General features: G+C 60.0%; 21 protein-coding genes. 11 read left to right on the top strand and 10 right to left on the bottom strand.

Annotated features, from left to right (window positions below; genetic code table 11):
• Positions 1-3: 3 nt before the first annotated feature.
• Complete coding sequence (locus J1G33_RS21100) at positions 4-1416, bottom strand: PLP-dependent aminotransferase family protein (RefSeq protein ID WP_223018683.1); 1413 nt, start codon at positions 1414-1416, stop codon at positions 4-6.
• 92 nt (positions 1417-1508) lie between these two features.
• Here J1G33_RS21100 and J1G33_RS21095 point away from each other — a divergent pair, with 92 nt between their 5' ends.
• Positions 1509-2753, top strand: coding sequence for a multidrug effflux MFS transporter (locus J1G33_RS21095; protein WP_223018682.1), 1245 nt, complete (start codon positions 1509-1511; stop codon positions 2751-2753).
• A 101-nt stretch (positions 2754-2854) separates the two neighbouring features.
• On the opposite strand, the gene J1G33_RS21090 is transcribed toward J1G33_RS21095, so the two are convergent.
• A complete protein-coding gene (locus J1G33_RS21090) occupies positions 2855-3760 on the bottom strand; it encodes a hypothetical protein (RefSeq protein WP_005787714.1) in 906 nt (301 codons plus the stop codon).
• Between the two features lie 303 nt (positions 3761-4063).
• On the opposite strand from J1G33_RS21090, the gene J1G33_RS21085 reads away from it, so the two are divergent.
• Positions 4064-4747, top strand: coding sequence for a response regulator transcription factor (locus J1G33_RS21085; RefSeq protein ID WP_005787712.1), 684 nt, complete (start codon positions 4064-4066; stop codon positions 4745-4747).
• Entirely contained in the window at positions 4725-6116 is a 1392-nt protein-coding gene (locus J1G33_RS21080; RefSeq protein ID WP_223018681.1) for a HAMP domain-containing sensor histidine kinase, read from the top strand. Before J1G33_RS21085 ends, J1G33_RS21080 begins: the two co-directional genes overlap by 23 nt.
• 37 nt (positions 6117-6153) lie before the next feature.
• Here J1G33_RS21080 and J1G33_RS21075 read toward each other — a convergent pair whose 3' ends face one another.
• Positions 6154-7749: a L,D-transpeptidase family protein gene (locus J1G33_RS21075; protein WP_223018680.1), complete on the bottom strand. Its 1596-nt coding sequence runs from the start codon at positions 7747-7749 to the stop codon at positions 6154-6156.
• Positions 7750-7789: 40 nt separating this feature from the next.
• Here J1G33_RS21075 and J1G33_RS21070 point away from each other — a divergent pair, with 40 nt between their 5' ends.
• Both J1G33_RS21070 and J1G33_RS21065 read left to right on the top strand, forming a co-directional pair.
• Positions 7790-8503, top strand: coding sequence for a murein L,D-transpeptidase catalytic domain family protein (locus J1G33_RS21070; RefSeq protein WP_032876209.1), 714 nt, complete (start codon positions 7790-7792; stop codon positions 8501-8503).
• A 30-nt stretch (positions 8504-8533) separates the two neighbouring features.
• On the top strand, positions 8534-9280 hold the full coding sequence (locus tag J1G33_RS21065) for a creatininase family protein (RefSeq protein ID WP_032876212.1): 747 nt from the start codon (positions 8534-8536) through the stop codon (positions 9278-9280).
• Between the two features lie 137 nt (positions 9281-9417).
• Here the strand turns inward: J1G33_RS21065 and J1G33_RS21060 are convergent, their stop codons facing one another.
• Together J1G33_RS21060 and J1G33_RS21055 are read right to left on the bottom strand one after the other, a co-directional pair.
• Complete coding sequence (locus tag J1G33_RS21060) at positions 9418-9759, bottom strand: hypothetical protein (RefSeq protein ID WP_032876214.1); 342 nt, start codon at positions 9757-9759, stop codon at positions 9418-9420.
• A gap of 45 nt (positions 9760-9804) precedes the next feature.
• Complete coding sequence (locus J1G33_RS21055) at positions 9805-10449, bottom strand: ATPase (RefSeq protein ID WP_103734390.1); 645 nt, start codon at positions 10447-10449, stop codon at positions 9805-9807.
• Between the two features lie 137 nt (positions 10450-10586).
• On the opposite strand from J1G33_RS21055, the gene J1G33_RS21050 reads away from it, so the two are divergent.
• Positions 10587-10871, top strand: coding sequence for a hypothetical protein (locus J1G33_RS21050; protein WP_032876218.1), 285 nt, complete (start codon positions 10587-10589; stop codon positions 10869-10871).
• Here the strand turns inward: J1G33_RS21050 and yfcF are convergent.
• Both yfcF and J1G33_RS21040 read right to left on the bottom strand, forming a co-directional pair.
• Entirely contained in the window at positions 10830-11462 is a 633-nt protein-coding gene (gene yfcF / locus J1G33_RS21045) for a glutathione transferase (protein WP_223018679.1), read from the bottom strand. The genes J1G33_RS21050 and yfcF overlap by 42 nt on opposite strands.
• A gap of 94 nt (positions 11463-11556) precedes the next feature.
• Complete coding sequence (locus J1G33_RS21040; protein ID WP_032880980.1) at positions 11557-12099, bottom strand: DUF924 family protein; 543 nt, start codon at positions 12097-12099, stop codon at positions 11557-11559.
• Positions 12100-12170: 71 nt separating this feature from the next.
• Between J1G33_RS21040 and J1G33_RS21035 the strand changes: the two genes are divergently transcribed.
• Positions 12171-13325, top strand: coding sequence for a DUF1624 domain-containing protein (locus tag J1G33_RS21035; RefSeq protein WP_223018678.1), 1155 nt, complete (start codon positions 12171-12173; stop codon positions 13323-13325).
• 482 nt (positions 13326-13807) lie between these two features.
• Here J1G33_RS21035 and metE read toward each other — a convergent pair whose 3' ends face one another.
• Entirely contained in the window at positions 13808-16096 is a 2289-nt protein-coding gene (gene metE, locus J1G33_RS21030) for a 5-methyltetrahydropteroyltriglutamate--homocysteine S-methyltransferase (RefSeq protein WP_223018677.1), read from the bottom strand.
• Between the two features lie 288 nt (positions 16097-16384).
• On the opposite strand from metE, the gene J1G33_RS21025 reads away from it, so the two are divergent.
• The 3 genes from J1G33_RS21025 to mddA all read left to right on the top strand — a co-directional run bounded on the left by J1G33_RS21025 (position 16385) and on the right by mddA (position 19712).
• Positions 16385-17482, top strand: a complete 1098-nt coding sequence (locus J1G33_RS21025; RefSeq protein WP_103734394.1) for a carboxynorspermidine decarboxylase — start codon at positions 16385-16387, stop codon at positions 17480-17482.
• Positions 17483-17510: 28 nt separating this feature from the next.
• Positions 17511-18755, top strand: coding sequence for a saccharopine dehydrogenase family protein (locus J1G33_RS21020; RefSeq protein ID WP_103734395.1), 1245 nt, complete (start codon positions 17511-17513; stop codon positions 18753-18755).
• A gap of 189 nt (positions 18756-18944) precedes the next feature.
• The gene (gene mddA / locus J1G33_RS21015; protein ID WP_078821123.1) at positions 18945-19712 is read left to right on the top strand and encodes a methanethiol S-methyltransferase; all 768 of its coding nucleotides are present in this window, start codon (positions 18945-18947) and stop codon (positions 19710-19712) included.
• A 314-nt stretch (positions 19713-20026) separates the two neighbouring features.
• Here the strand turns inward: mddA and glsB are convergent, their stop codons facing one another.
• Both glsB and J1G33_RS21005 read right to left on the bottom strand, forming a co-directional pair.
• The gene (gene glsB / locus J1G33_RS21010; protein ID WP_103734397.1) at positions 20027-20935 is read right to left on the bottom strand and encodes a glutaminase B; all 909 of its coding nucleotides are present in this window, start codon (positions 20933-20935) and stop codon (positions 20027-20029) included.
• 55 nt (positions 20936-20990) lie between these two features.
• Positions 20991-21335: a hypothetical protein gene (locus J1G33_RS21005; protein ID WP_032876239.1), complete on the bottom strand. Its 345-nt coding sequence runs from the start codon at positions 21333-21335 to the stop codon at positions 20991-20993.
• Positions 21336-21649: 314 nt separating this feature from the next.
• On the opposite strand from J1G33_RS21005, the gene J1G33_RS21000 reads away from it, so the two are divergent.
• Positions 21650-22732, top strand: coding sequence for an LLM class flavin-dependent oxidoreductase (locus J1G33_RS21000; RefSeq protein ID WP_032880982.1), 1083 nt, complete (start codon positions 21650-21652; stop codon positions 22730-22732).
• Positions 22733-22772: the final 40 nt, after the last annotated feature.

Genomic DNA, 22772 nt, shown 5'->3' with positions numbered 1-22772 from the left:
CTCCTACAGCAATTGCGCCAGAGCCCGGCCGTGGAAGCGGATCTGCGCGAGGGTCAATGCGGTGTAGCCGACAATCACGGCGGGCGGCAACGTTACATCGACACAAAACTTGCCCAGTGCCTGCAAACTCAGCCCGGCGTCGGCGGCGTGGGCGCAGAAATCCGCCTCTGGCACCCCTGCCGGTAACCACAGCACAAAATGCAGCCCGGCCTGCTCGCCAGTGACCGTGACGTCCGGCGGGAGGCAGGCGAGCAAGGCATCCCGCCGCGCCTGATAGGCCTGACGCGAAGCGCGCAAATGCCGCACAAACGCACCGCTGCCAAGAAAGTCCACCAGGCCCGACTGATCGCTGGCGCCCACCGAATGCCCGGTCAGTTGCAAGGTGCGCAGCAGTGACGGACGCAGGGTTTTGGGCACCACCATGAAACCGACTCGCAACCCTGGAAACAGGTTCTTGTTGAAGCTGCCGCAGTAGAGCACGCGGTCGTTCGCATCCAGGGACTTGAGCGCGGCCAAAGGTGCGCTGTTGTAGTTGTACTCGCTGTCGTAGTCGTCTTCGACCACCCAGGCATCGGCTCGACTTGCCCAGTCCAGCAGCGCCAGACGGTGCGACACCGACAGGGTCACGCCCAGCGGGGCCTGGTGCGCGGGGGTGACATACACCAGTCGTGCGTGGGCAGGCAACTGAGCGGTATCGAGCCCTTCGGCGGTGACCGGGATCGACTGCACCTGTGCGCCGGCCAGCTTGAACAGACGCCGCGCCGGGGTGTAGCCGGGGTCCTCGACGCAGGCCAGGTCACCCGGTTGGAGCAGCGTGCGGGCGATCAGGTCAAGGCCATGACGAATACCCGTGGTGACAATCACTTCATCCGCCTCGCAGTGCATGCCGCGATAACTGCGCAAGTAATCCGCAATGTGCTCACGCAGGGCCGGCAGCCCACCAGGATGCGCGGCCTCCAGTACACCAGGGCCTGCGGCCAACAACCCACGGGCGACGCAACGCGCCCAGGCTTTCAGGTCGAACAGGCCGGCATCCGGGCGCCGTGCGACAAAGGGCACATGGCTCTGTACCCCGGCGTGGGGTGGGTCGGGGTCAACCGGGCGGCGCAGCATTTGTTTTGACGCCGGGGCCGCAATGAATTGCTCGGGAATCACCGCGCGCACCCGCGTGCCAGAGCCCGCCACGCGCTGCACATAGCCTTCGCTGTGCAAGCGGTCGAACACGACCTCAAGGGTGCCGCGCGAAACCTGCCAGCGCTCGGCCAGGCTGCGGGTCGATGGAAAACGGCTGTCGGCCGGCAACTGCCGAGTCAGGATCGCCCCCCGCAAAGCCTCATAGGCGCCCTGCTGTTTACCCTCGCCCAAGTTGTCCGGGCGCGGCAAGTCAAGGTTGGAGGCGGCTTTTCCTCGGCTCATAGTGGTCCAGTCCTTCCATGCACAAGTGGTTCTGCGGATTAAACCACAACGCCGCTAGAGTCCGGGCTCTACCCCTCGCGAAGTAACCGCCCATGACGCAACGCATTCTCGCTCCCTGGTTCTGGCTAACGCTGCTGACGGTCCTGGTGGGCTTGCCGCGCCTCACCCTGGACCTGCACTTGCCCGCCCTGCCCGCTATGGCCGCTATGGCCGACTACTTCCAGACCTCCGATAGCCAACTGCAGCTGGTACTGACGCTCTACACCCTCGGATCGGCGATTTCCTTGCTGGTCAGCGGCCCGCTTACCGACCGCTTCGGCCGGCGTCCGGTGTTGCTGGCTGGGTTGACGACGTATGTACTGGCAACCCTCACCTGCGCACTGGCCGACAGCCTGAGGGTATTGATCATTGCGCGGCTGTTCCAGGCCCTTGGCGGGTGTTGCACCACGGTAATAGGCCGGGTGATCGTGCGCGACTATTTTGCCCCACAGGAGCAGGCGCGCTTGCTGGGGTTGATCTCCATGGCAATGGCGGTCTCGCCCATGGCCGCGCCGGTGCTTGGCAGCGTGCTGTTGCCCCTCTTGGGTTGGCGGGGTTTGTTTGTTTTGCTGGCGGTGATTGGCAGCCTGTTGTGCCTGGTGGTCCAGCGCCGCCTGCCGGAAACCCGTCCGCCACAAGTGGCCGCCGCGCCACCCACCCACTTGCTGAGCATCTACGGCCAACTGCTGCGCGACCGCTATTTCCTGCGTTATGCCTTGGCGATCGGCTGCGTGTACAGCACCTATTTTCCGTTTATCAGCGAGTCTTCGGCGTTGCTGCAACGCGGCTTTGATTTATCGCCGAGCGCCTACGCCCTGGTATTTGCCGCAACGATCAGTGGCTATATGTTCGGCGCCAACCTGTTCCGCCGCCTGGTAGCGCGGTTCGAGGCAGACCGCTTGATCAGCTTCGCCATCGGCCTGAATGTGCTGGGCAGCGTACTGCTTGCGACGGCCACGACACTGCTGGCGCAGGATTGGCTGGCGATTGTGTTGCCGATGGTGGTGATCATGGTGTCGGTGGGGCTGACGATGCCCGCCTGCCAGTTGTCGGTGTTGCAGCCCTACGGCGCGATTGCCGGTACGGCGTCGGGGTTGTTCTTTTTTATTCAGATGTTTGTGACGGCTGTGAGCAGTTGGGCCACCGGGCTGCTATCGGATGGCACTGCACAACCGTTGGTAATCATGACATCGCTGGCCAGCACCTTGCTGGTCATCAGTTGGCTGACGTTGCGCAAAACGAAAAGTGGGAAGGAGCAAAGCCCTTCCCACCCTTTACCGAGCCAGGCCCGGGTTTAGTGCATGAAGATCGCGATCAGAATGATCACCGGAATCGGCACGCCGAGGAACCACAGCAGTAATGAGCGCATGATGCTTTCCTTAAATGAATGGGCCTTGAATTAACGAACGTAGTTTTCGGTTTCGACGTACACCACGGCATCCCGGCGGCGACCGCCGAAGGTGGCAGCGAAGCTGGCGAAGAATGCACCGATCAACAGCGCCACGAAGGTCCACAGCGAGGTATAGGCAGCCACTTTCGCGGCGGTCTCGGCGGCCTGCTTGGCTTTGAGCTTGGCGTCTTCGATGGCTTTACGGGCATCGCCGTACACTTTATCGATACGCGCTTCGGCATCCGCCTGGCTGAGGTTGGTACGCTGGGTGATCAACTGGGCCAGGTAGGCACGGTCTTCGGCGGCCAGTTGACCGTCATTGCTCAGGGTCCGGGCGAAGATACGGCCGACCACGGCATGGGCCGCATCGTCGCTGACCGCGGCTGGGCGGTCATCGCGGAACAGGCTGTCGACGTAGTAGCCGAAGTCGCCGCTGTCGGCACCTTTGGCTGCGCTGCCGGCTGCTTGGGTCAAGCCACTGGCGGCGCCCGACGCAACGCTGGCACCGGCTTTCACACCACCACTGACGACACTGCTGACCGAACCGACCACCAGCATTGCCGTGATCAATGTGGCCACGGCCCACGCCAGGAAACCATGGGCGGTATCGCGAAAGTACACTTCATCGCCATGCATGTTGGCCCACTTCACCCGCAAGCGGCCGGCGATGTAGCCACCCAGGCCCGAAGCGACGATCTGGGTAAAGGCCAGCCAGACAATCGTGGAAATGCCAAGGCCCTTGGCACTGATACCGCTATCGGCCCACGGCGACACCGCCGAAAAGCCCAGGCCGAAGCCCAGCAGCACCAGAATCAGTGACAGCGCAGCCGCCGCAGCGGCCCCGGCGAAGATCGCCCCCCAGGAAACCCCGGAGAGCGTGCTTGACTCTTGCAGCGCGGATGAGGATGTGATCATTGTTGTTTTGCTCCAGGCATGAAAAATAGTGTTACAAGTCTCAAAAGGGACAGTGCAGGCACCATGCCAGTCGGCAAATAATTTAAATTCCTTGTATTTCAATAAGTTAATTAAATTGAACTTACTTAAGTCATGCAAGTTGCAAGAAACGGCCGTTAAGGGCGGGCGATATGCATTCATGTGGTGGTGCCAGTCATGAACAGGTGGCAGTTTTGCCAAGATGAAGTTTTATTTAGGAAACATTCAGCAACTTCTTGGCAAAATAACGTCCACTTCTAGTGTGAACGCTCACCAGGTAATCCTATGACCCGCATTTTGACCATCGAGGATGACGCCGTAACGGCCCGCGAGATCGTCGCCGAGCTGAGTAGCCATGGACTGGACGTAGACTGGGTAGACAACGGCCGCGAGGGCCTGGTCCGCGCCGTAAGCGGCGATTACGACCTGATCACCCTCGACCGCATGTTGCCCGAACTGGATGGCCTGGCCATCGTTACCACCTTGCGCACGATTGGCGTATCGACGCCGATCCTGATGATCAGCGCCCTCTCCGATGTCGACGAGCGTGTACGTGGCCTGCGTGCCGGCGGTGATGACTATCTGACCAAGCCGTTCGCCTCCGACGAAATGGCCGCCCGTGTCGAAGTGCTGCTGCGGCGCAAAAGCACGGTCAAGGAGTTCGAAACCGCCCTGCGCGTGGCAGACCTGGAATTGAACCTGATCAGCCGCGAAGCCAGCCGCGCCGAGCAGCCGCTGACCCTGTTGCCCACCGAATACAAACTGCTGGAATTCCTGATGCGCAACACCGGGCAGATCCTGTCGCGGATGATGATTTTCGAGGAAGTCTGGGGTTATCACTTTGACCCGGGCACCAACCTGATCGATGTGCACATCGGTCGCCTGCGCAAGAAAATCGATCCCCCGGGCCTCACGCCGCTGATCCGCACGGTACGAGGTTCCGGGTATGTCATTGCTGAACCCCTCTAAGGGCTGGCGCTCTTCCAGCAGCCGCCTGCTGGCGCTGTACAGCTCGTTGTTCGTGGCGTGGAGTTGCATCCTCATGGGGGTGCTGTATTACGAGGTGTCGGGCTACCTTAGCGACCTCTCGCGCCATTCTCTTCTGCAACGCCAGCACTTGTTCCAGCGCTTCGACGGCGAAGCCCTGGTGGAAGCGCTGACCACCAGCATGACCTTCGACATGAAGGGCGTGGATGCTTATGGCTTGTTCGATGAGCAGTTTCGGCCCTTGAGCGGGCCGATCCGCACGGTACCGGCGGACCTGCCCCTGGATGGCAAGATCCACACCCTGGCCAATTGCGTCGAATCCGATGACCCCAAGCTGCCCAAGGACAGCTGCGACGCCGTGGCCACCCACACCGACGACGGGCGCTGGCTGGTGCTGGTGCGCGCCAACGGTTCGTTGTTCGGCGTGACGCGGATCATCTGGCATGCCCTGTTGTGGGCGCTGTCGTTGACCATCATCCCCGGCGCTGCGGGCTGGCACCTGCTGCGCCGGCGTCCGTTGCGGCGCATCCGCGGGATCCAGGCCAGCGCCGAAGCCATCGTCGCCGGCGACCTGACGCACCGCTTGCCGCTGTCCAATCGGCGCGACGAACTGGACATGCTCGCGGCCATCGTCAACGCCATGCTCGAACGCATCGAGAAACTGATGAACGAGGTCAAGGGCGTGTGCGACGCCATCGCCCATGACCTGCGTACCCCCCTCACCCGCCTGCGCGCACAGCTTTACCGCATCAAGCAGCAAGCCGAGGAAGACTCAGCCCACGCAGTGAAACTCGATGACGCCATTGCCGAAACCGACACGCTGATGGCGCGCTTTCGCGGGCTGCTGCGCATTTCCGAACTGGAAGATCACCAGCGCAGGTCAGGCTTCCTGGTGCTGGACCCGCTGCCGTTGCTGCGCGAATTGCATGACTTTTATCTGCCCCTGGCGGAGGAAGGTGAAATGGAGTTGGTATTGCAGGCTCCCGAATCGCTGCCGTGGGTAACGGGCGACCGCGCCCTGTTGTTTGAAGCCTTGGCCAACCTGTTGAGCAATTCGATCAAGTTCACTCCGCCCAATGGCAAGGTCATCCTGCGAGCGGTCAATGATATGGGCAGTTCGCGCATTGAAGTGCTCGACTCGGGGCCCGGAATTCCGCCGGCTGAACGCGCGTCGGTGTTCCAGCGCTTTTATCGGGTGGATGAAAACGATCAGCAAGGTGGCTTTGGTCTGGGGCTGTCGATTGTGGCGGCGATCATCAACCTGCATGGCTTCAAGCTCGACGTCGGTACCAGTGAGCTGGGCGGCGCCCGACTGGTGCTGGAATGTCGCCAGCAGTTGATACCTGAATAGGTCAGATGGGGTCATGAAGACCCCTGCCACATTGTGCCTAGAGCACACTTCCCATGGCTTTGATCAACACCGGATCAAGCGCATAGATATCCGGCGCATAGACCAGGCTCCCCTGGCGATCCACTTCCACCGTCCAATACCCCAACAGCACCGGCACCGGGGTGGCCAGCCTGAATTCATGGGTCAAGCCGGTGGCCAACAGTTCATCGGTACGGGTGCGTTCGGCCGGGGTCACCAGCAGGTCACGCAGCAGCAGCGGTTGCTCGACCCTCACACACCCCGAACTGAACGCCCTTGGCCCCTTGGTAAACAGCGGCTGGCTGGGTGTGTCGTGCAGGTACACCGAGAACGGGTTGGGGAAGCGCATCACGATCTTGCCCAGCGGGTTGCGCGGGCCAGCCTGCTGGCGCAGCAGGATATTACCAGGGCGCGCCCAATCAACCTGCTCGGGGGGCAGCGGATGACCTTCGGCGTCGAGTACTTGCAGGTTTTGCTGGCGCAGGTACTCGGGGTTGAGGCGGATAGCCGGGAGCTTGTCCTCGCGCATGATGGTCGGCGGGATGGTCCAGGTGGGGTTGAGGGTCAGCCGCGTGATGCGCGACTTGAGCAGCGGTGTCTGGCGTTCGGCGCGGCCCACTTGCAAGCGGGTTTGCCACACAGGGATGCCGCTCTGGTACACGCTCAATTGCGCGGCGGCCACATTGACCACTACGCCTTCAGGCTCAAGGTCCTGGGCCAGCCAGCGGAAACGCTCCAGGTTGATGCGCAGTTGCTCGCGGCGTACCGCCGGGCTGATATTGAGTTCGGCCACGGTGCCGGCGCCGATCACGCCATCGGCTTGCAACGAGTGGCTGAGCTGGAACGCCTTCGCCGCCTTGACCAGGTCGCCCTGATATTGCTTGCCGTTGGGCAACTTGGCCAGATAGCCGCCACTGTGCAGGCGTCGCGCCAACTCCGGCACACGCGGGTCTTCCATGCCGGGGCGTAACAACGGGCCACTACCCACCACGTCCCAGTGCGGTAAAGGCTGCTGGCGCAGGCTGGAATAGACGTTGCGCAGGCTGCGGTACAAGTCTGCACTTGGGCGTGCCTGGTCAAACGCTTTGGCCATGTCCTGCAAGCCAGTGGCGGCAAATGCCAATACTACGGTGTTCGGGTCCGTCGCAGGCGGTTGCGAATGCCAGAGCGGTTCATAGCGCGATTGCAGCAGGCGCCCGTAATGCAAATCGTGCAGGGCTTGCAGGTATTGCTGGCTGGTCGCGATATCGCTGCACAGCACGTTGGCCGTGGCATCTACCGCAGGCAAGCTATAGTGGGTGGGGTCCAGGCCGTCGTCGGCCAGCATCAACAACTGGGTTTGCAAGGCTTGCCGGGACTCGTCGGCCGACCATAACGGTGCATTGCCTTGCTGCTGGTAAAAGGCTTGCAGGCGCACTTGGGCGGTGGCATCGACCCGCGAGACCAGGTGGGGGCAGACGCTGGGCAGTTGCGCCAGCGCCTGCTGTACCGGCGCCAGGTCGACGGGCGCAGGCGTGGTCACAGGCAGCGGCTCAGGCGCCAGCGCATCGGCTGTCGCGACCAATGGTGCAACGAGCAGGCAAATGCTCAAGTAACATGCGTGTTTTTTGAACAATTGACTTAGCTCCACTCCACAGCGGGGGAATCGACTGTAGATGCTGACTTTTATGCGCCACCTCGGCTTGATCACCGGGGGCCTGGCTTTACTGAGCAATTTTGCGCTCGCGGCCACTGGCACCCCACCTTCCTTGTATAGCAGCCTGGCGCGCTCGGCTCCAGAACTCAATCCCACTGTACTCAAAAGCGCCCTGAGCGCGGTGCAGTGCGCTGTCAATAACGGCGAAGAACGTTCCGATCGCCTAGCGGTTATTGACTACTCCCAGCCCTCGACCGCCCGTCGGCTGTGGATCTTCGATTTGCGCAAACAGACCCTGCTGCTGCGTGACCTGGTGGCGCATGGCGCCAAGTCCGGGGAAAACTTCGCCACCCAGTTCTCCAATCTCGAAGGCAGCCATCAATCCAGCCTGGGCTTGTTCCGCACCCAGGAAAGCTACCTCGGTGCTCATGGCTACTCGCTGCGCATGGATGGCCTGGAGCCCGGCTTCAATGACCTGGCGCGCGACCGCGCCATCGTGATCCATGCCGCCGACTACGTCAGCCCGTTGTGGAGCAAGCGCGAAGGCCGCATCGGCCGCAGCCAGGGCTGCCCGGCAGTACGCCCGCAGGTCGCCCGTCAAGTGGTAGACAAGCTCAAGGATGGGCAGTTCATGTTTTCCTGGTACCCCGACCAGCGCTGGTTGAAGTCCTCGACGTACCTCAATTGCAAGCCCCAACAGGTAGCGAGTAGTCGTACAATCCGTGGCGGATAGCCTGTCCCCACAGATAAAAGAGAGCCTCGCATGCTTCTACACACCAGCACCTGGATCGAAATCGGGCAGTTCCTGGAACGCAGCCGCACGGTCGTGATCCCCATCGGCTCCAACGAACAACACGGCCCCACGGGCCTGCTGGGCACCGACTGGATGTGCCCGGAGATCATCGCCCATGAGGCGCAAAAAAACGCCGACATTCTGATCGGCCCTACTTTCAATATCGGCATGGCCCAGCACCACCTGGGGTTTCCCGGCACCATCTCGCTGCGCCCTTCCACCTTTATCGCCGCGATTGGCGATTGGGTGCGTTCGCTGGCCGGGCATGGCTTCGAGAAAATCCTGTTCCTGAACGGCCACGGCGGCAATATCGCCACGATCGAAGCGGCGTTTTCCGAGCTGTACGCCGAAGCCAGCTTCGCCCGCCGCCCGGCCGGGTTTGCGCTGAAGCTGGTGAACTGGTGGGACCTGGAAGGCGTCACCGACCTGGCCCAGCGCCAATTCCCGGTCGGCCACGGCAGCCACGCCACGCCGTCGGAGATTGCGGTGACGCAGTGGGCTTACCCGCAGTCGATCAAGTCTGCCGATTACTCACCGCAAATTGCCAACACCGGGCCGATCCGCGAGGCGCTGGACTTTCGCGCGCGCTTCCCCGATGGCCGCATGGGTTCAGACCCTGCGCTGGCGACGGTGGAGAAAGGCGGTGAGTTGGTGGCGTTGGCGGCGCTGGGGCTGATCAAGACCGTGAGCAGTTTCAGCAATGAAGCCAAACCCTGAGCCGAGTGTTGGTCCAAATGTGGGAGGGGGCTTGCTCCCGATAGCAGTGTGTCAGTCAGCTCATCTGTAGCTGACCCACCGCCATCGGGAGCAAGCCCCCTCCCACATTTTGAAATGCATTGCCTTTCAGAGCGGGCTTACTTGCAGTCCTGGGCCGCCTGCTCAAGCCGCGACGGTTTGATCGCCGAGGCCAGCGGTTTGCGCTCATACAGGAACACCTTGGTGCCGTCCTGGGACTTATAGGCTTCCAGCACATCATCAGCAGCAATCTTGCTGGTCAACAGCACCTTGGCGTGACGCGAATTCTGCGTCACGGTCGAGGTGATGCCGTGTTTTTCCAGCTTGGGCAATACGCATTGCACATAGCCTTCTGGGGTCTTGTCGGTTTGCAGGGTCAGCGATGGGGCATTGGGAGCCGTGATACAACCGGTCAGCAACGAGGCTGCAAAAGCCAGGGCCGGAGCGAAAAAAGAGCGCATACAGATTCCTGAAAATAACCAATAGGGTTCACATCCACCCGCGAATCAACCTGCGCGAACCAGGGCCTTGAGCGACACATCGAACTGCTTCAGGGCATCTTGCTGTACATCTCGCTGCTGCTCGATCAGCGCGGCAATCTCCGGCGCCGCCTTGCCGTGCACCCACACTGACGGCACTTGCCTGTCCACCGAACCTTCGGCCTTGGCGATGTATTGCAGGTTCGCGTCATAGAAGCGTGCTGCAAAGCGTGCCTCGACCCGGTCGTTACGCTGGGTCAGCAATTGGTTATGGGTATCGAGCACCACCACCACATCCGGATGCGCCTGCACCATGTCATCCAGGCTGCTGTAGACCGTCACCGAGAAAAAAGCGCCCTGCAGCGAGTTCATCAACCAGTCGATGGCCAGCTCGGGATCGGAGCTGTTGACGAACGCCTGGCGAATCCGCCCATCCAGAGCATCCTTGGCGCCGTTAAGTGCCATGGCATGGTAGCGCTCAAGGTAGATGAGGTTGTCGCGGGTATTTTCGCTGAACAACACCCCTACCCTCTGGGTGCGTTGCAGGGATTCTACGCTAGCGGCCAGCGGCAGCAAATGGCCTGTACGCAGCTCATCGGCAATCGCCGGGGTGGTCATGAGGGTGGTGCCCAACATCAGGGCCATTAAAGTAAGCTGGATAATCGTCCTCATCGCGCATTTCCTTGAGCTGCGTCTGGATGAGCAGATTCTGCGCGCTTGGCGAAAAAACAGAACTTGTGATCCTTGATGGTGACTATCATTTGAACCGATAGTGTCAGGCAGCCCATAAAACCTATAAGGACCCCGCCATGAAGCCCTACCAGAAAACCTTCGACCGTATCCGCGATGCCGTACTGCCGGAATTTCGCGAGCGGGTCGCCGATTACCTGGTCGAGTATGAAGAAGTGTTGCTGGACCCAAGTGCCGACGCCAAACAACGCTCGGCCAGCGCCCAGCAACTGCGTGGTTACCTGCGGGGCTTGAACACCATGCGGGTGCTGGGCATGGCCCACTGGGAGGACCTGGACCGACGTGTCGAGGAAGAGTGGCAGCTAGAGCACAGGCCGTCGCAGGTTGACCCACTCCCGCACTGACGGCCGTTGCCACTGGCGTTGCGCGTACATCACCAGCTCGGCCGGCACGGGGTCGCCGTTGAGGATCAGGCGATTGAGCATCACCGCCAGGTCTACATCGGCGATCGACCACTCGCCAAACAAATGCTCAGGGTTGCCTGCCAGGAGAACCTGCGCCGCGCCGATCAACTTACGCGCAGCAGCCTGAGCCACCGGCGATAGAGGCGGCATCTTCTGCCCGCAGAACACCACCAGCGTCGAGCGTTCCTGGCGAATCGGCAGCAAGTCGCTGCGCAACCATGCCTGAACCTGCCGCGCCCTCGCCCGCTGCTGCAGATCAGCCGGGTAAACGCTGATCTGGGGGTACGCCTGGTCCAGGTACTCAGTGATTGCCGAAGATTCCGACAGCGTAAAATCACCGTGCTCCAGAGCCGGTACCCGTTGGGTCAAGGAGCGCTGGGCGTAATCTGCCGACTGGTTTTGCCCAGCATCCAGGTCCAGGGTGACCGTGTCGAACGTCAGGCCTTTTTCCCGCAGGGCAACGAACACCGACATGGCGTAGGGGCTGGTGAACAGCGAATCAACGTAGAGGCGCAGCGGGGGTTGGCTCATGGGCTATCTCCGAAGATGAAACGCCACGCTACGAGATTCAGGTCGATAAGGACAATGCAGGGTTTTTATGGGGGCATTCCTGGTGGGAATAGCATCAACCAGCGAAACCACCCGCTTTGAGGAACAGGTGCTCCTGCTCGGTGGTGACCCTGCCCAACACCGCATTGCGATGGGGAAAGCGCCCAAACCGCTGGATAATATCGGCATGTTCCCTGGCCCAGTGATAGGTGCTGGCGTCCAACTGCTGGTTAAGCACCAACGAGCGCTGCTGGTCTTGCGGGTCTTCCGAATGCTCAAACGGTAAATAACAAAACGCGCGTAACTGGGGATCGATCTGTTGATCCAACCCGGCGTCCACCATCTGCTGCGCATACAGACGCGCCAGCGGGTCGGTGGCGAACATATGCGCAGTGCCGCGAAAGGCGTTGCGCGGGTATTGGTCCAGCAGGATCAATAACGCCAGTGCGCCGTCGGCCGTGGCCAGCCAACCGTCCAGCTCGCGCCGCGCGGCTTGCATATGGGTGGCGTGGAAGGTGTCGCGAAAGGCTGTATCGAAGCCATCGTCCTTGGCGAACCAACGCTTGGGCCCCGCCTGTTTCCAGAATTCGATCACGGCCTCGGCTGATTGCGTCTTCATGCTGATCATCATGTGCCTCAATAAATGTTATAGGATAACGTCAATTATTTGCCCGCTTGTGATTCCCACTTATGACTGACGCTACTACCTTACGCCAACGCCTGCAGTCCATCGACGCCCTGCGCGGCCTGGTGATCCTGTTCATGCTACTGGACCACGTGCGTGAAACCTTCCTGTTGCATCGCCAGGTCAGCGACCCCATGAGCATCGACAGCACCGAGCCTGCGCTGTTTGTCAGCCGCACCCTCGCCCATCTCTGCGCGCCGGTATTTGTGTTGCTCACTGGATTGTCGGCGTGGCTGTACGGCCAGAAGTATCAGGGGCGACGCGATGTGTCGGCCTTTTTGTTCAAACGTGGGCTGTTTCTGGTGGTGCTGGAATTCACCTTGGTCAACTTCGCGTGGACCTTCCAGTTGCCGCCCAGTGTGATCTATATGCAAGTGATCTGGGCCATCGGCGTGAGCATGATCGCCCTCGCAGCACTGGTGTGGTTGCCGCGCCCGCTGCTGATCAGCTTGGCGCTAGTGATCATCGCCGGGCATAACCTGCTCGACGGAGTGCACTTTGCCCAGAATTCGGCGTTGCAGAGTGGCTGGTCAATCCTGCATGAGCGCAGCTGGATCGAGGCGTCGGAAAACCTGCGTCTGCGCGTGACTTATCCGGTGCTGCCGTGGATCGGTGTGATCGCCCTGGGTTATGGATTCGGGCCATGGTTTGCCGCTACCGCACTACCGGCTGTGCGTCAGCGTCATTTGCTGATCGCGGGCGTGGCGGCATTAATGGGTTTTGTGCTGCTGCGGGCAGTCAATGGCTACGGCGAGCAGCCTTGGTACGTGTATGACAATGGCGTGCAGACCCTGATGAGCTTCTTCAACATCACCAAGTACCCGCCGTCGCTGTTGTTCCTGGCGTTGACGTTGGGGGTTGGGTTGTTGCTGTTGCTGGCATTCGAACGCGCTGGGCATAAGCGCTGGATTGGCGTGCTGGCGGTGTTTGGCGCAGCGCCGATGTTCTTTTATCTACTGCATCTGTATGTGTTGAAGGTACTGTATGTCGCCTGTGTGGCGTGGCTTGGGCTCAACCACGGCAACTATTTCGGCTTCGACAGCATCGGTGCGGTGTGGCTGACAGCTTTGGTGTTGCCGCTGGTGCTATACCCGCCGGTACGTTGGTTTGCCGGGCTCAAAGCGCGCCGGCGCGATATCGCCTGGCTCAAGTACCTCTGACCTGACGCGGCTCAAAATGTGGGAGGAGGCTTGCTCCCGATAGCGGTGGATCAGTATCCAATTCCTTGGCTGAACTACCGCTATCGGGGCATAGGTATCTACACAACTTTGTAGCTGCCGACCGTAACCACGATGCGAAGCGAGCCGCTCTTGATCTGCTTTTGATCTTGATCTTAGGCGCCCCCCCAAATCAGTGTCGGATTACGGGTACACCGAGCCGAAGCGAGGTGCCGAGTGGTGGGGCAAGAGCGTTTGGGTACTTTTGCGCTTTTCAAAAGTGAGCCGCTGTAAAAGCGGAACCAATATCAGCCGTTACCGCAGGAATGGATATGTACTCGGTCTGATCCAACATCCTGGTCGGCTGTCAGGCCGCCATCGGGAGCAAGCCCCCTCCCACATTTAGATCCTGGGGTGTCAGGTAGAGATGCTTCGGCTGTCAGGCCGCCACGGGGGCAAGCCCCCTCCCACACTTGCAGACAATATCAGGCCAATTCGGCGCGCAGTTGGCGGGCGGCGGTGACCATGTGAATGAGCGCCGCCTCCGTCTCCGGCCAACCGCGGGTCTTCAAGCCGCAATCGGGGTTGACCCACAAACGCTCTGCCGGAATCCGCTTGGCGGCCTTGCGCAGCAAGTTAGCCATCTGCGATACATCCGGCACCCGTGGCGAGTGGATGTCATACACACCGGGGCCGATGTCGTTCGGGTAGTCAAAGGCTTCAAAGGCATCAAGCAACTCCATGTCCGAACGCGACGTTTCGATGGTAATCACATCGGCATCCATCGCCGCGATCGACTCGATCACATCGTTGAACTCGCTGTAGCACATGTGAGTGTGGATCTGGGTTTCATCGCGCACACCGCAGGCGCACAGGCGGAACACTTCAGTAGCCCAGTCCAGGTAGTGTTGCCACTGCGCCTGGCGTAACGGCAACCCTTCGCGGAACGCGGCTTCGTCGATCTGCACGATCTTGATGCCAGCGGCTTCCAGGTCCACCACTTCGTCACGAATCGCCAGGGCCAGTTGCCGGGCCTGCACTTCGCGGCTCACATCTTCCCGTGGGAACGACCACATCAGCATCGTTACCGGGCCGGTCAACATGCCCTTCAATACCTTGTCGGTCAGCCCCTGGGCGTAGCGGATCCACTCCACGGTCATGGCTTTCGGTCGGCTCAGGTCACCGAAGATCACTGCCGGCTTCACGCAACGAGAACCGTAGCTCTGCACCCAGCCGAAACGAGTGAACGCGTAGCCATCCAGTTGTTCGGCGAAGTACTCGACCATGTCGTTACGCTCGGCCTCACCGTGCACCAGCACATCCAGGCCGAGGTTTTCCTGCACCTGGACAGCGTGCTTGACCTCGCTGTGCATGGCTTCGACGTATTCGGCTTCGCTCAACTTGCCAGCCTTGTACGACTGGCGCGCCAGGCGGATCGACGCGGTCTGCGGGAACGAACCGATGGTGGTGGTCGGCAACAGTGGCAGGTTCAGGCCGGCGCGCTGCTTCTCGATACGCTGGGCAAACGGCGATTGGCGCTGGCTGTCCTGCTCGGTGATGGCGGCGACGCGGGCTTGTACGGCAGGCTTGTGGATCCGTGTCGATGCCTGGCGAGCAACCTGTACGGCACGGCTTTCAGCCAGGGCGGCAAGTACAGCGGGTGCCTCGGGCTGGTCGACAGCCTGGGCCAGCAGCGCCACTTCTTCGCACTTTTGCACGGCAAAGGCCAGCCAGCTTTTCAACTCGGCATCCAACTTGTCTTCACGGCCCAGGTCGACCGGGCTGTGCAGTAACGAGCAGGACGGCGCGACCCACAGGCGATCGCCGAGCTTCTCATGGGCATGCTGCAACGTGGCCAGGGCCTTCTCCAGGTCGCAACGCCACACGTTGCGGCCATTGACCACGCCCAGGGACAACACCTTATAGGCCGGCAAGCGATCCAGGATGGTCGGGTACTGTTCCGGTGCTCTCACCAGATCGATGTGCAGGCCATCCACCGGCAAGTTGGCCGCCAGGCCGAGATTTTCTTCCAGGCCACCGAAGTAGGTAGCCACCAGTTTTTTCAGCGGGTCCCGCTGGATCAGGTTATAGGCACGCTCAAACGCGTTCTTCCAGTCCTGCGGCAAGTCGAGCACCAGGATCGGCTCATCAATCTGCACCCACTCAACGCCCAGGTCCGCCAGGCGCTGGAAGATTTGCCCGTACAGCGGCAGCAAGCGCTCAAGCAGATCAAGCTTGTCAAAAGCGTCGCCCTTGGCCTTGCCCAGCCACAGGTAGGTCAGTGGGCCAATGACGACAGGCTTGACGGTGTGGCCCAGGTCACGGGCTTCCTTGACCTCTTCGAACAGTTGATCCCAACCCAGGTGGAACTGCTGATCGGCGCTGAACTCCGGCACCAAATAGTGATAGTTGGTATCAAACCACTTGGTCATCTCCTGGGCGTGAGCACCGCCGCAGCAGTTGTCACTGACGCCGCGAGCCATGGCGAACAAGGTGTGCAACGTGGCGTGGCCATCGGCCGGGCGGAAACGCTCGGGGATCACGCCAAACATCAGCGAGTGAGTCAGCACCTGGTCGTACCAGGCGAAATCACCAGCAGGCAGCAGTTCAATACCAGCCTGTTTTTGCAGCGCCCAGTGGGTCTTGCGCAGGTCACGGCCAACGGCGCGCAGGCCGGCTTCGTCGAGCTCGCCTTTCCAGAACGCTTCCTGCGCTTTTTTCAGTTCACGATCGCGTCCAATGCGCGGAAATCCGAGGGAATGAGCGACTGCCATGACGTAAAGCTCCAATGTCGATGTTTATGGCGCTCATTGTCGGCAGTCGGCAATAGTGAGACAAACTCATTTAATTCTAGATCATCACAAGATCCATTCATGTTCGTACGACTGCGCATTGCCCATAACCGCACTGGCAGTTATTACCGTCATCCTAACGAACGGTCACACTCGTTCCGTATGCTTAAACGCAAGCGCGCAATTTCCGCCCGCTAACCTTTCGATCTGCCCCAAGTGCGGGCACAATGCGTGTCCTTTTTTGGCAGGCACCGCCGCAGGCTCTCAAAAATGATCAAAACGCCGTACTACCTCATCGATAAACAGAAGCTTCTGGTCAACATGCAGAAGATTGCCTACGTGCGCGAGCAGTCCGGCGCCAAGGCTCTGCTGGCGCTCAAGTGTTTTGCCACCTGGTCGGTGTTCGACTTGATGCAGCAATACATGGACGGCACCACCTCGTCGTCGCTGTACGAGTTGAAGCTCGGTCGCCAGAAGTTCGAAGGTGAAGCGCACGCCTACAGCGTGGCCTGGGCCGACGATGAAATCGAAGAGATGCTCGAGAACTGCGACAAGATCATCTTCAACTCCATCAGCCAGCTGCAGCGCTTTGCCGAGCGCAGCGAAGGCAAGACCCGTGGCCTGCGCGTAAACCCGCAGGTGAGCAGCTCCGATTACCTGCTGGCCGACCCTGCGCGCCCGTTCAGTCGCCTGGGCGAGTGGGACCCGGTGAAGATCGATGCCGTGATCGATCAGATCTCCGGCTTCATGTTCCACAACAACTGCGAGAACGGCGACTTCAGCCTGTTCGACAAGATGCTCGGCACCATCGAGGAACGCTTCGGTGAGCTGCTGCACAAGGTCAAATGGGTCAGCCTCGGCGGCGGCATCCATTTCACCGGTGAAGGCTATGCGCTGGACGCGTTCTGCGCGCGCTTGAAGGCGTTTTCCGAGAAGTACGGCGTGCAGGTGTACCTGGAACCCGGCGAAGCAGCGATCACTAATAGCGCCTCCCTGGAAGTCACCGTGCTCGACACCCTCTACAACGGCAAGAACCTCGCCGTGGTAGACAGCTCCATCGAAGCCCACCTGCTGGACCTGCTGATCTATCGCCTCAACGCCAAGCTGGCGCCGAGCGAGGGCGAACATACCTACATGGTGTGCGGCAAATCCTGCCTGGCCGGGGACATCTTCGGCGAGTATCAATTTGATCGTCCGCTGGCCATCGGCGATCGGCTGTCGTTCATCGACACCGCGGGCTACACCATGGTCAAGAAAAATTGGTTCAACGGCCTGAAAATGCCGTCCATCGTAGTGAAACAACTCGACGGTACAGTCGAGGTGGTTCGTGAATTTGGTTACGACGACTACCTGTCCAGCCTTTCCTAAGCTGGCGGATATAGGAGAAATAAAGCAATTGAAAAAGAACGTTCTTATCATTGGTGCAGGAGGTGTCGCCAAGGTGGTGGCCCACAAGTGCGCGCAGCACAACGACGAACTCGGTCGTATTGCTATCGCGTCGCGCAACATCTCCAAATGCCAGGCCATCATCGACAGCGTCAAGGCCAAGGGTAGCCTCAAGGTACCCGCCGATATCCAGGCCTTTGCGCTGAACGCCCTGGACGTGCAAGCGACCAAGGCCCTGATCCGCGAGACCGAGTCGCAGATCGTCATCAACGTAGGTTCCGCGTTCCTCAACATGTCGGTGCTGCGTGCCTGCATCGACACGGGCGTTGCCTACCTCGACACCGCCATCCACGAAGAGCCGGGCAAGGTCTGCGAGACCCCGCCGTGGTACGGCAACTACGAATGGAATCACCTGGAAGAATGCAAACAGAAGAACATCACCGCCATCCTTGGCGTGGGCTTCGACCCGGGTGTCGTCAACGCGTACGCCGCGCTGGCGCAGCAACAGCATTTCGACCGCATTGATTCGATCGACATTCTCGACGTCAATGCCGGCTCCCATGGCAAATACTTCGCCACCAATTTCGATCCGGAAATCAACTTCCGCGAATTCACCGGGCAGGTGTGGAGCTGGCAGAACAGCCAGTGGACCAGCAACACCATGTTCGAAGTCAAACGTACCGACGACCTGCCGGTAGTCGGCTCGCAAAACCTCTACCTCACCGGCCACGATGAAGTGCACTCGCTGTCGAAAAACCTCGACGTGCCCAACGTGCGGTTCTGGATGAGCTTTGGCGAGCACTACATCAACGTGTTCACCGTGCTGAAAAACCTCGGCCTGCTCTCGGAAAAACCGGTCAAGACCGCCGAAGGCCTGGAAGTGGTGCCGTTGAAAGTGGTCAAGGCCGTGCTGCCCGACCCGTCATCGCTTGCCCCGGGCTACACCGGCAAGACATGCATCGGCGACCTGGTCAAAGGCACCAAAGGCGGCCAACCACGCGAGATGTTCATCTACAACGTGGCCTGCCATGAAGAAGCCTTTGCCGAGACCGACAGCCAGGGCATCTCCTACACCGCAGGCGTACCACCGGTAGCCGCAGCGCTGCTGGTTGCGCGTGGTGAATGGGATGTGAAGCACATGGCCAACGTCGAGGAACTGCCGGCTGAGCCGTTCCTGAAAGCGCTGGACGTGATGGGCTTACCGACTCGGATCAAGGACGAGAACGGTGATCGGGCTTGGGATGCGATTGCCTGAATAGGTGATTGCTGACTGACAAAAAATGCGCCCCCAGGGGCGCATTTTTTGTTTGGGCAAGCACACCACAATCCACCCAAGATAATCGCCAATCCATCTAAGCAACTGTCAATTCTCACAGGTTAAGGGCCGCACAAATTCCACTAGTCTGACTCACTTATCCCCTCACCATGTGCGAAAGGAATCGTCATGAGTCCGCAAAAACAAACCAACGACCTCACGGTACATCTGGCCTGGCTGCTCTACAGCATTGCCTGCTATCTGATTTTCCTGACCGTGTTTTTATACCTTATAGGCTTCACTGGTAGCGTGCTGGTGCCCAAAGCCATTAACGATGGGCAACCTGTCAACTGGCCGCTTGCAGCGCTGAGTAACGGCCTGCTGATGATTCTGTTCGCTGCCCAGCATAGCCTCATGGCACGTAGAAGCTTCAAGAATACAATGACCACACTCATTCCCCCCGTGGCTGAACGTTCCACCTATGTGCTGCTCAGCAGCCTGGTGCTTGGGTTGATGTTCTGGCTGTGGCAACCCATTCCATACACCGTCTGGGAGGTTGAAGCGGCTTGGGCCAAGGCACTGTTGTCAGGTGTGTTCTGGCTGGGCTGGGGCATGGTGTTGCTGGCAACCTTCCTGATCAGTCACTTCGAGCTGTTCGGGTTAAAACAGGCCGTTGATCATTGGCGAAACACCCCACAAAAGGCGGCGATATTTAAAACGCCGCTGTTCTACCGTGTCGTGCGTCACCCGATGTACCTGGGATTTTTGATCGCTTTCTGGGCAACCCCGCATATGACGGCAGGCCATCTGTTGTTTGCGCTGGGGATGTCGGTTTATTTGTTCGTGGGTGCCCGTTTCGAAGAAAGGGATCTGGTGCAGCTGTTTGGTGAGCGGTATCGACGCTACAGGCGTGAGGTGGGCATGATTGTGCCGCGCCTCAAAAAGCCACGTCGCTAGATTCCTGCAGGAGCGAGTTTGCTCGCGAAGATCGTCAAGGATGACGCAGGCAGCCTGGATGAACGCTGGGCATCTGCCGGATGCTGAAGGCGCGCAGTTGCTGGTAGACAAAGTCTTGGTGAAGCCTGCCCCGCCGCATAAAGCCAGGCCGTACACCACTCCCCAGAACACTGAAGATGCAAATGTGGGAGGGGGCTTGCTCCCGATAGCGGTGCGTCAGTCAATTAATTTATATCTGACACACGGCTATCGGGAGCAAGCCCCCTCCCACATTGTGTTTTTATAGCGCCTGTTGATCAGCGTTCCACTCGCCCCTAGAACACCGACCACCCAATCCGCTCACTCAACAATTCCAACGCCTTCATCCCCGCCAGCGAGTTCCCTGCCGCGTTCAACTCCGGCGACCACACGCACACCGTAAACTGCCCCGGTACCACCGCGACGATCCCCCCGCCTACCCCGCTCTTGCCCGGCAACCCAACGCGATAGGCAAAATTGCCCGCCTCGTCATACAGCCCGCTGGTGGCCATGATCGAGTTGACCTGCTTGGTCTGGCGCGCTGTCAAAATCTGCTCGCCACTGTGGGCACTCACGCCTTCATTGGCCAAGAAACTGAAGGCCCGGGCCAAGTCCAGGCAGCTCATCTGCAGCGCGCAATAGTTGAAGTAGCTGTGCAGCACCGCGTCCACATCGTTATGGAAGTTGCCGAAGGATTTCATCAGGTAGGCCATGGCCGCATTGCGCGCACCGTGCTGGGCTTCGGATTCGGCGACCACGCTATTGACCAGGATCTGCGGGTTGCCCGACAGGCGCCGTACAAAGTCGCGCATTGACAAAATCGGCACCGCAAAGCGCGATTGGTTGATGTCGCAGATCACCAGAGCGCCGGCATTGATAAACGGATTGCGCGGGCGGCCGCGTTCGAATTCCAGTTGCACCATGGAGTTGAACGGTTGCCCTGAGGGCTCATGGCCCAGGCGTTCCCAGATGCTTTCGCCGCCGTGATCGATGGCCTGCACCAGGCTGAAGACCTTGGAGATGCTTTGCACCGAGAACAGTGTGTCGGCATCACCGGCGCTGTAAGCCGTGCCATCGTTGCCGTAGACCGCAATGCCCAGTTGGTCGGCGGGCACGTCGGCCAGCGCAGGGATGTAGTCGGCCACTTTGCCGAGGCCGATCAGGGGGCGCACTTCGTCGAGAATCGACTCGAGCAGCGCCTGCATATCTTGTCCTGTCATCTTTGTTTGAATCAGTGAAAAACCAGGCGCGCAGGATACGTCAATGGGCGCGGAAGCCCCACACAATCTCTACCACCCGCTCGGCAACCACCACGTACACCAGGATCAACAACAGTTGTAGCGCCAGGTGATAGCGCAACTTGGCCAGCCTTCGAATGCCGTCACTGACGTTCAGCAACATCAACAGCGTCGACAGGATAATCAACCCCCAACCGGCGACGTTGGAGGCGAACACCCCGATAAACAACTCCTGTTGCCCCACCAGCGTATTGGTCCCCGCTGCGAACAACAGCGCGCACACCAGCAGGTTCTTTACGTTGTCGAAGATCTGTGTGCTCAGGTCGTTGTCCAGCAACGCCAGATATCGCGTCCATAACGTGCGCATACTTGAGTACCGATTGGGAGGGCTCGTCACTCAAGGTAGTTCATTTGCAGGCGCTGTCGAGCCAAGGCGAGGCATTAGAAATGCGCCACGTCCGAGAACAGTTTTTTAGAGGCCTTATCTATAAACGCTCTCCATTTGAGATCGAAGCCAAAAAACAGCTTCTATAATAATCAATCATAATTATTCTTTAATTTTATAATTAGGTTAGAACCAATCGGCATTTTACAGATTCGCCCGTGAGCCCTACTTTCATGCGACGGACCGACCCCCTGCCCGGTGGAGGCTTGTTTACCGACCTCGACAAGGACCTGACCATGAGCATCGAATTCATCGGCTATATCGGCGGCCATCACGCCTCGGAAATCCACCCGCGCAGCGGCCCGACTCTGCAACCGGACTACGTTGAAAGCGTCGCCCGTGCCCACGAAACGGCGGGGTTCGACCGCGCCCTGGTGGCATTCCATTCCAACAGCCCGGACAGCACGTTGATCGCGGCCCATGCGGCCAGCGTCACCACCCGACTGCAATTTCTTATCGCCCACCGCCCGGGCTTTGCCCAGCCCACCCTGGCTGCCCGCCAGTTCGCCACGCTGGATGTGTTCAACGGAGGGCGTACCGCCGTGCACATCATCACCGGTGGCGATGACAACGAACTGCGTGCCGATGGCAGTCATATCGGCAAGGATGAACGCTATGCGCGCACCGACGAGTACCTGAGCGTGGTGCGCCAGGAATGGACCAGCGAGCATCCCTTCGACTTCACCGGCACGTACTACCAAGTGCAAGGCGCGCACTCCACGGTGAAGTCGCCGCAACAACCGCATATTCCACTGTACTTTGGCGGTTCCTCAGCTGCTGCGATCGCAGTGGCCGGCAAGCACGCGGATGTGTATGCGCTGTGGGGGGAGACCTATGAACAGGTACGCGAAGTGGTGACCCAGGTGCGGGCAGAAGCGGCCAGGCATGGGCGTACGATTCGCTTCAGTTTGTCTCTACGGCCGATCCTCGCCGAGACCGAGGAACTGGCGTGGCAACGTGCCGAGCAGATTCTGCAGCAGGCCACAGCACTGGCCGAGCAGCATGGCTTTGTGCGCCGTGAACCGCCGAATGAAGGCTCGCGGCGGTTGCTGGCGGCGGCGGCACAGGGGTCGCGGCTGGATAAGCGTTTGTGGACCGGGATCGCCGGGTTGCTCGGGGCACAGGGCAACTCCACTTCGTTGGTGGGCACCGCAGAACAAGTTGCAGAGGCACTGTTGGATTACTACGACCTGGGGATTACCACTTTCCTGATTCGCGGGTTTGATCCGCTCAATGATGCGATCGACTATGGCAAGAAGTTGATTCCCCTCACCCGCCAGTTGGTCGCAGAGAGGGAACAGGCCCAGCAAGTGGCTTAAGAACAATGTGGGGGGGGCTTGCTCCCTCCCACATTTGATT

This window comes from Pseudomonas sp. P867, assembly GCF_019891455.1.
GTDB lineage: Bacteria > Pseudomonadota > Gammaproteobacteria > Pseudomonadales > Pseudomonadaceae > Aquipseudomonas > Aquipseudomonas synxantha_A.
The sequence above is the reverse complement of the archived record's forward strand: the minus strand, read 5'-3'. Positions and strand labels throughout refer to the sequence as shown.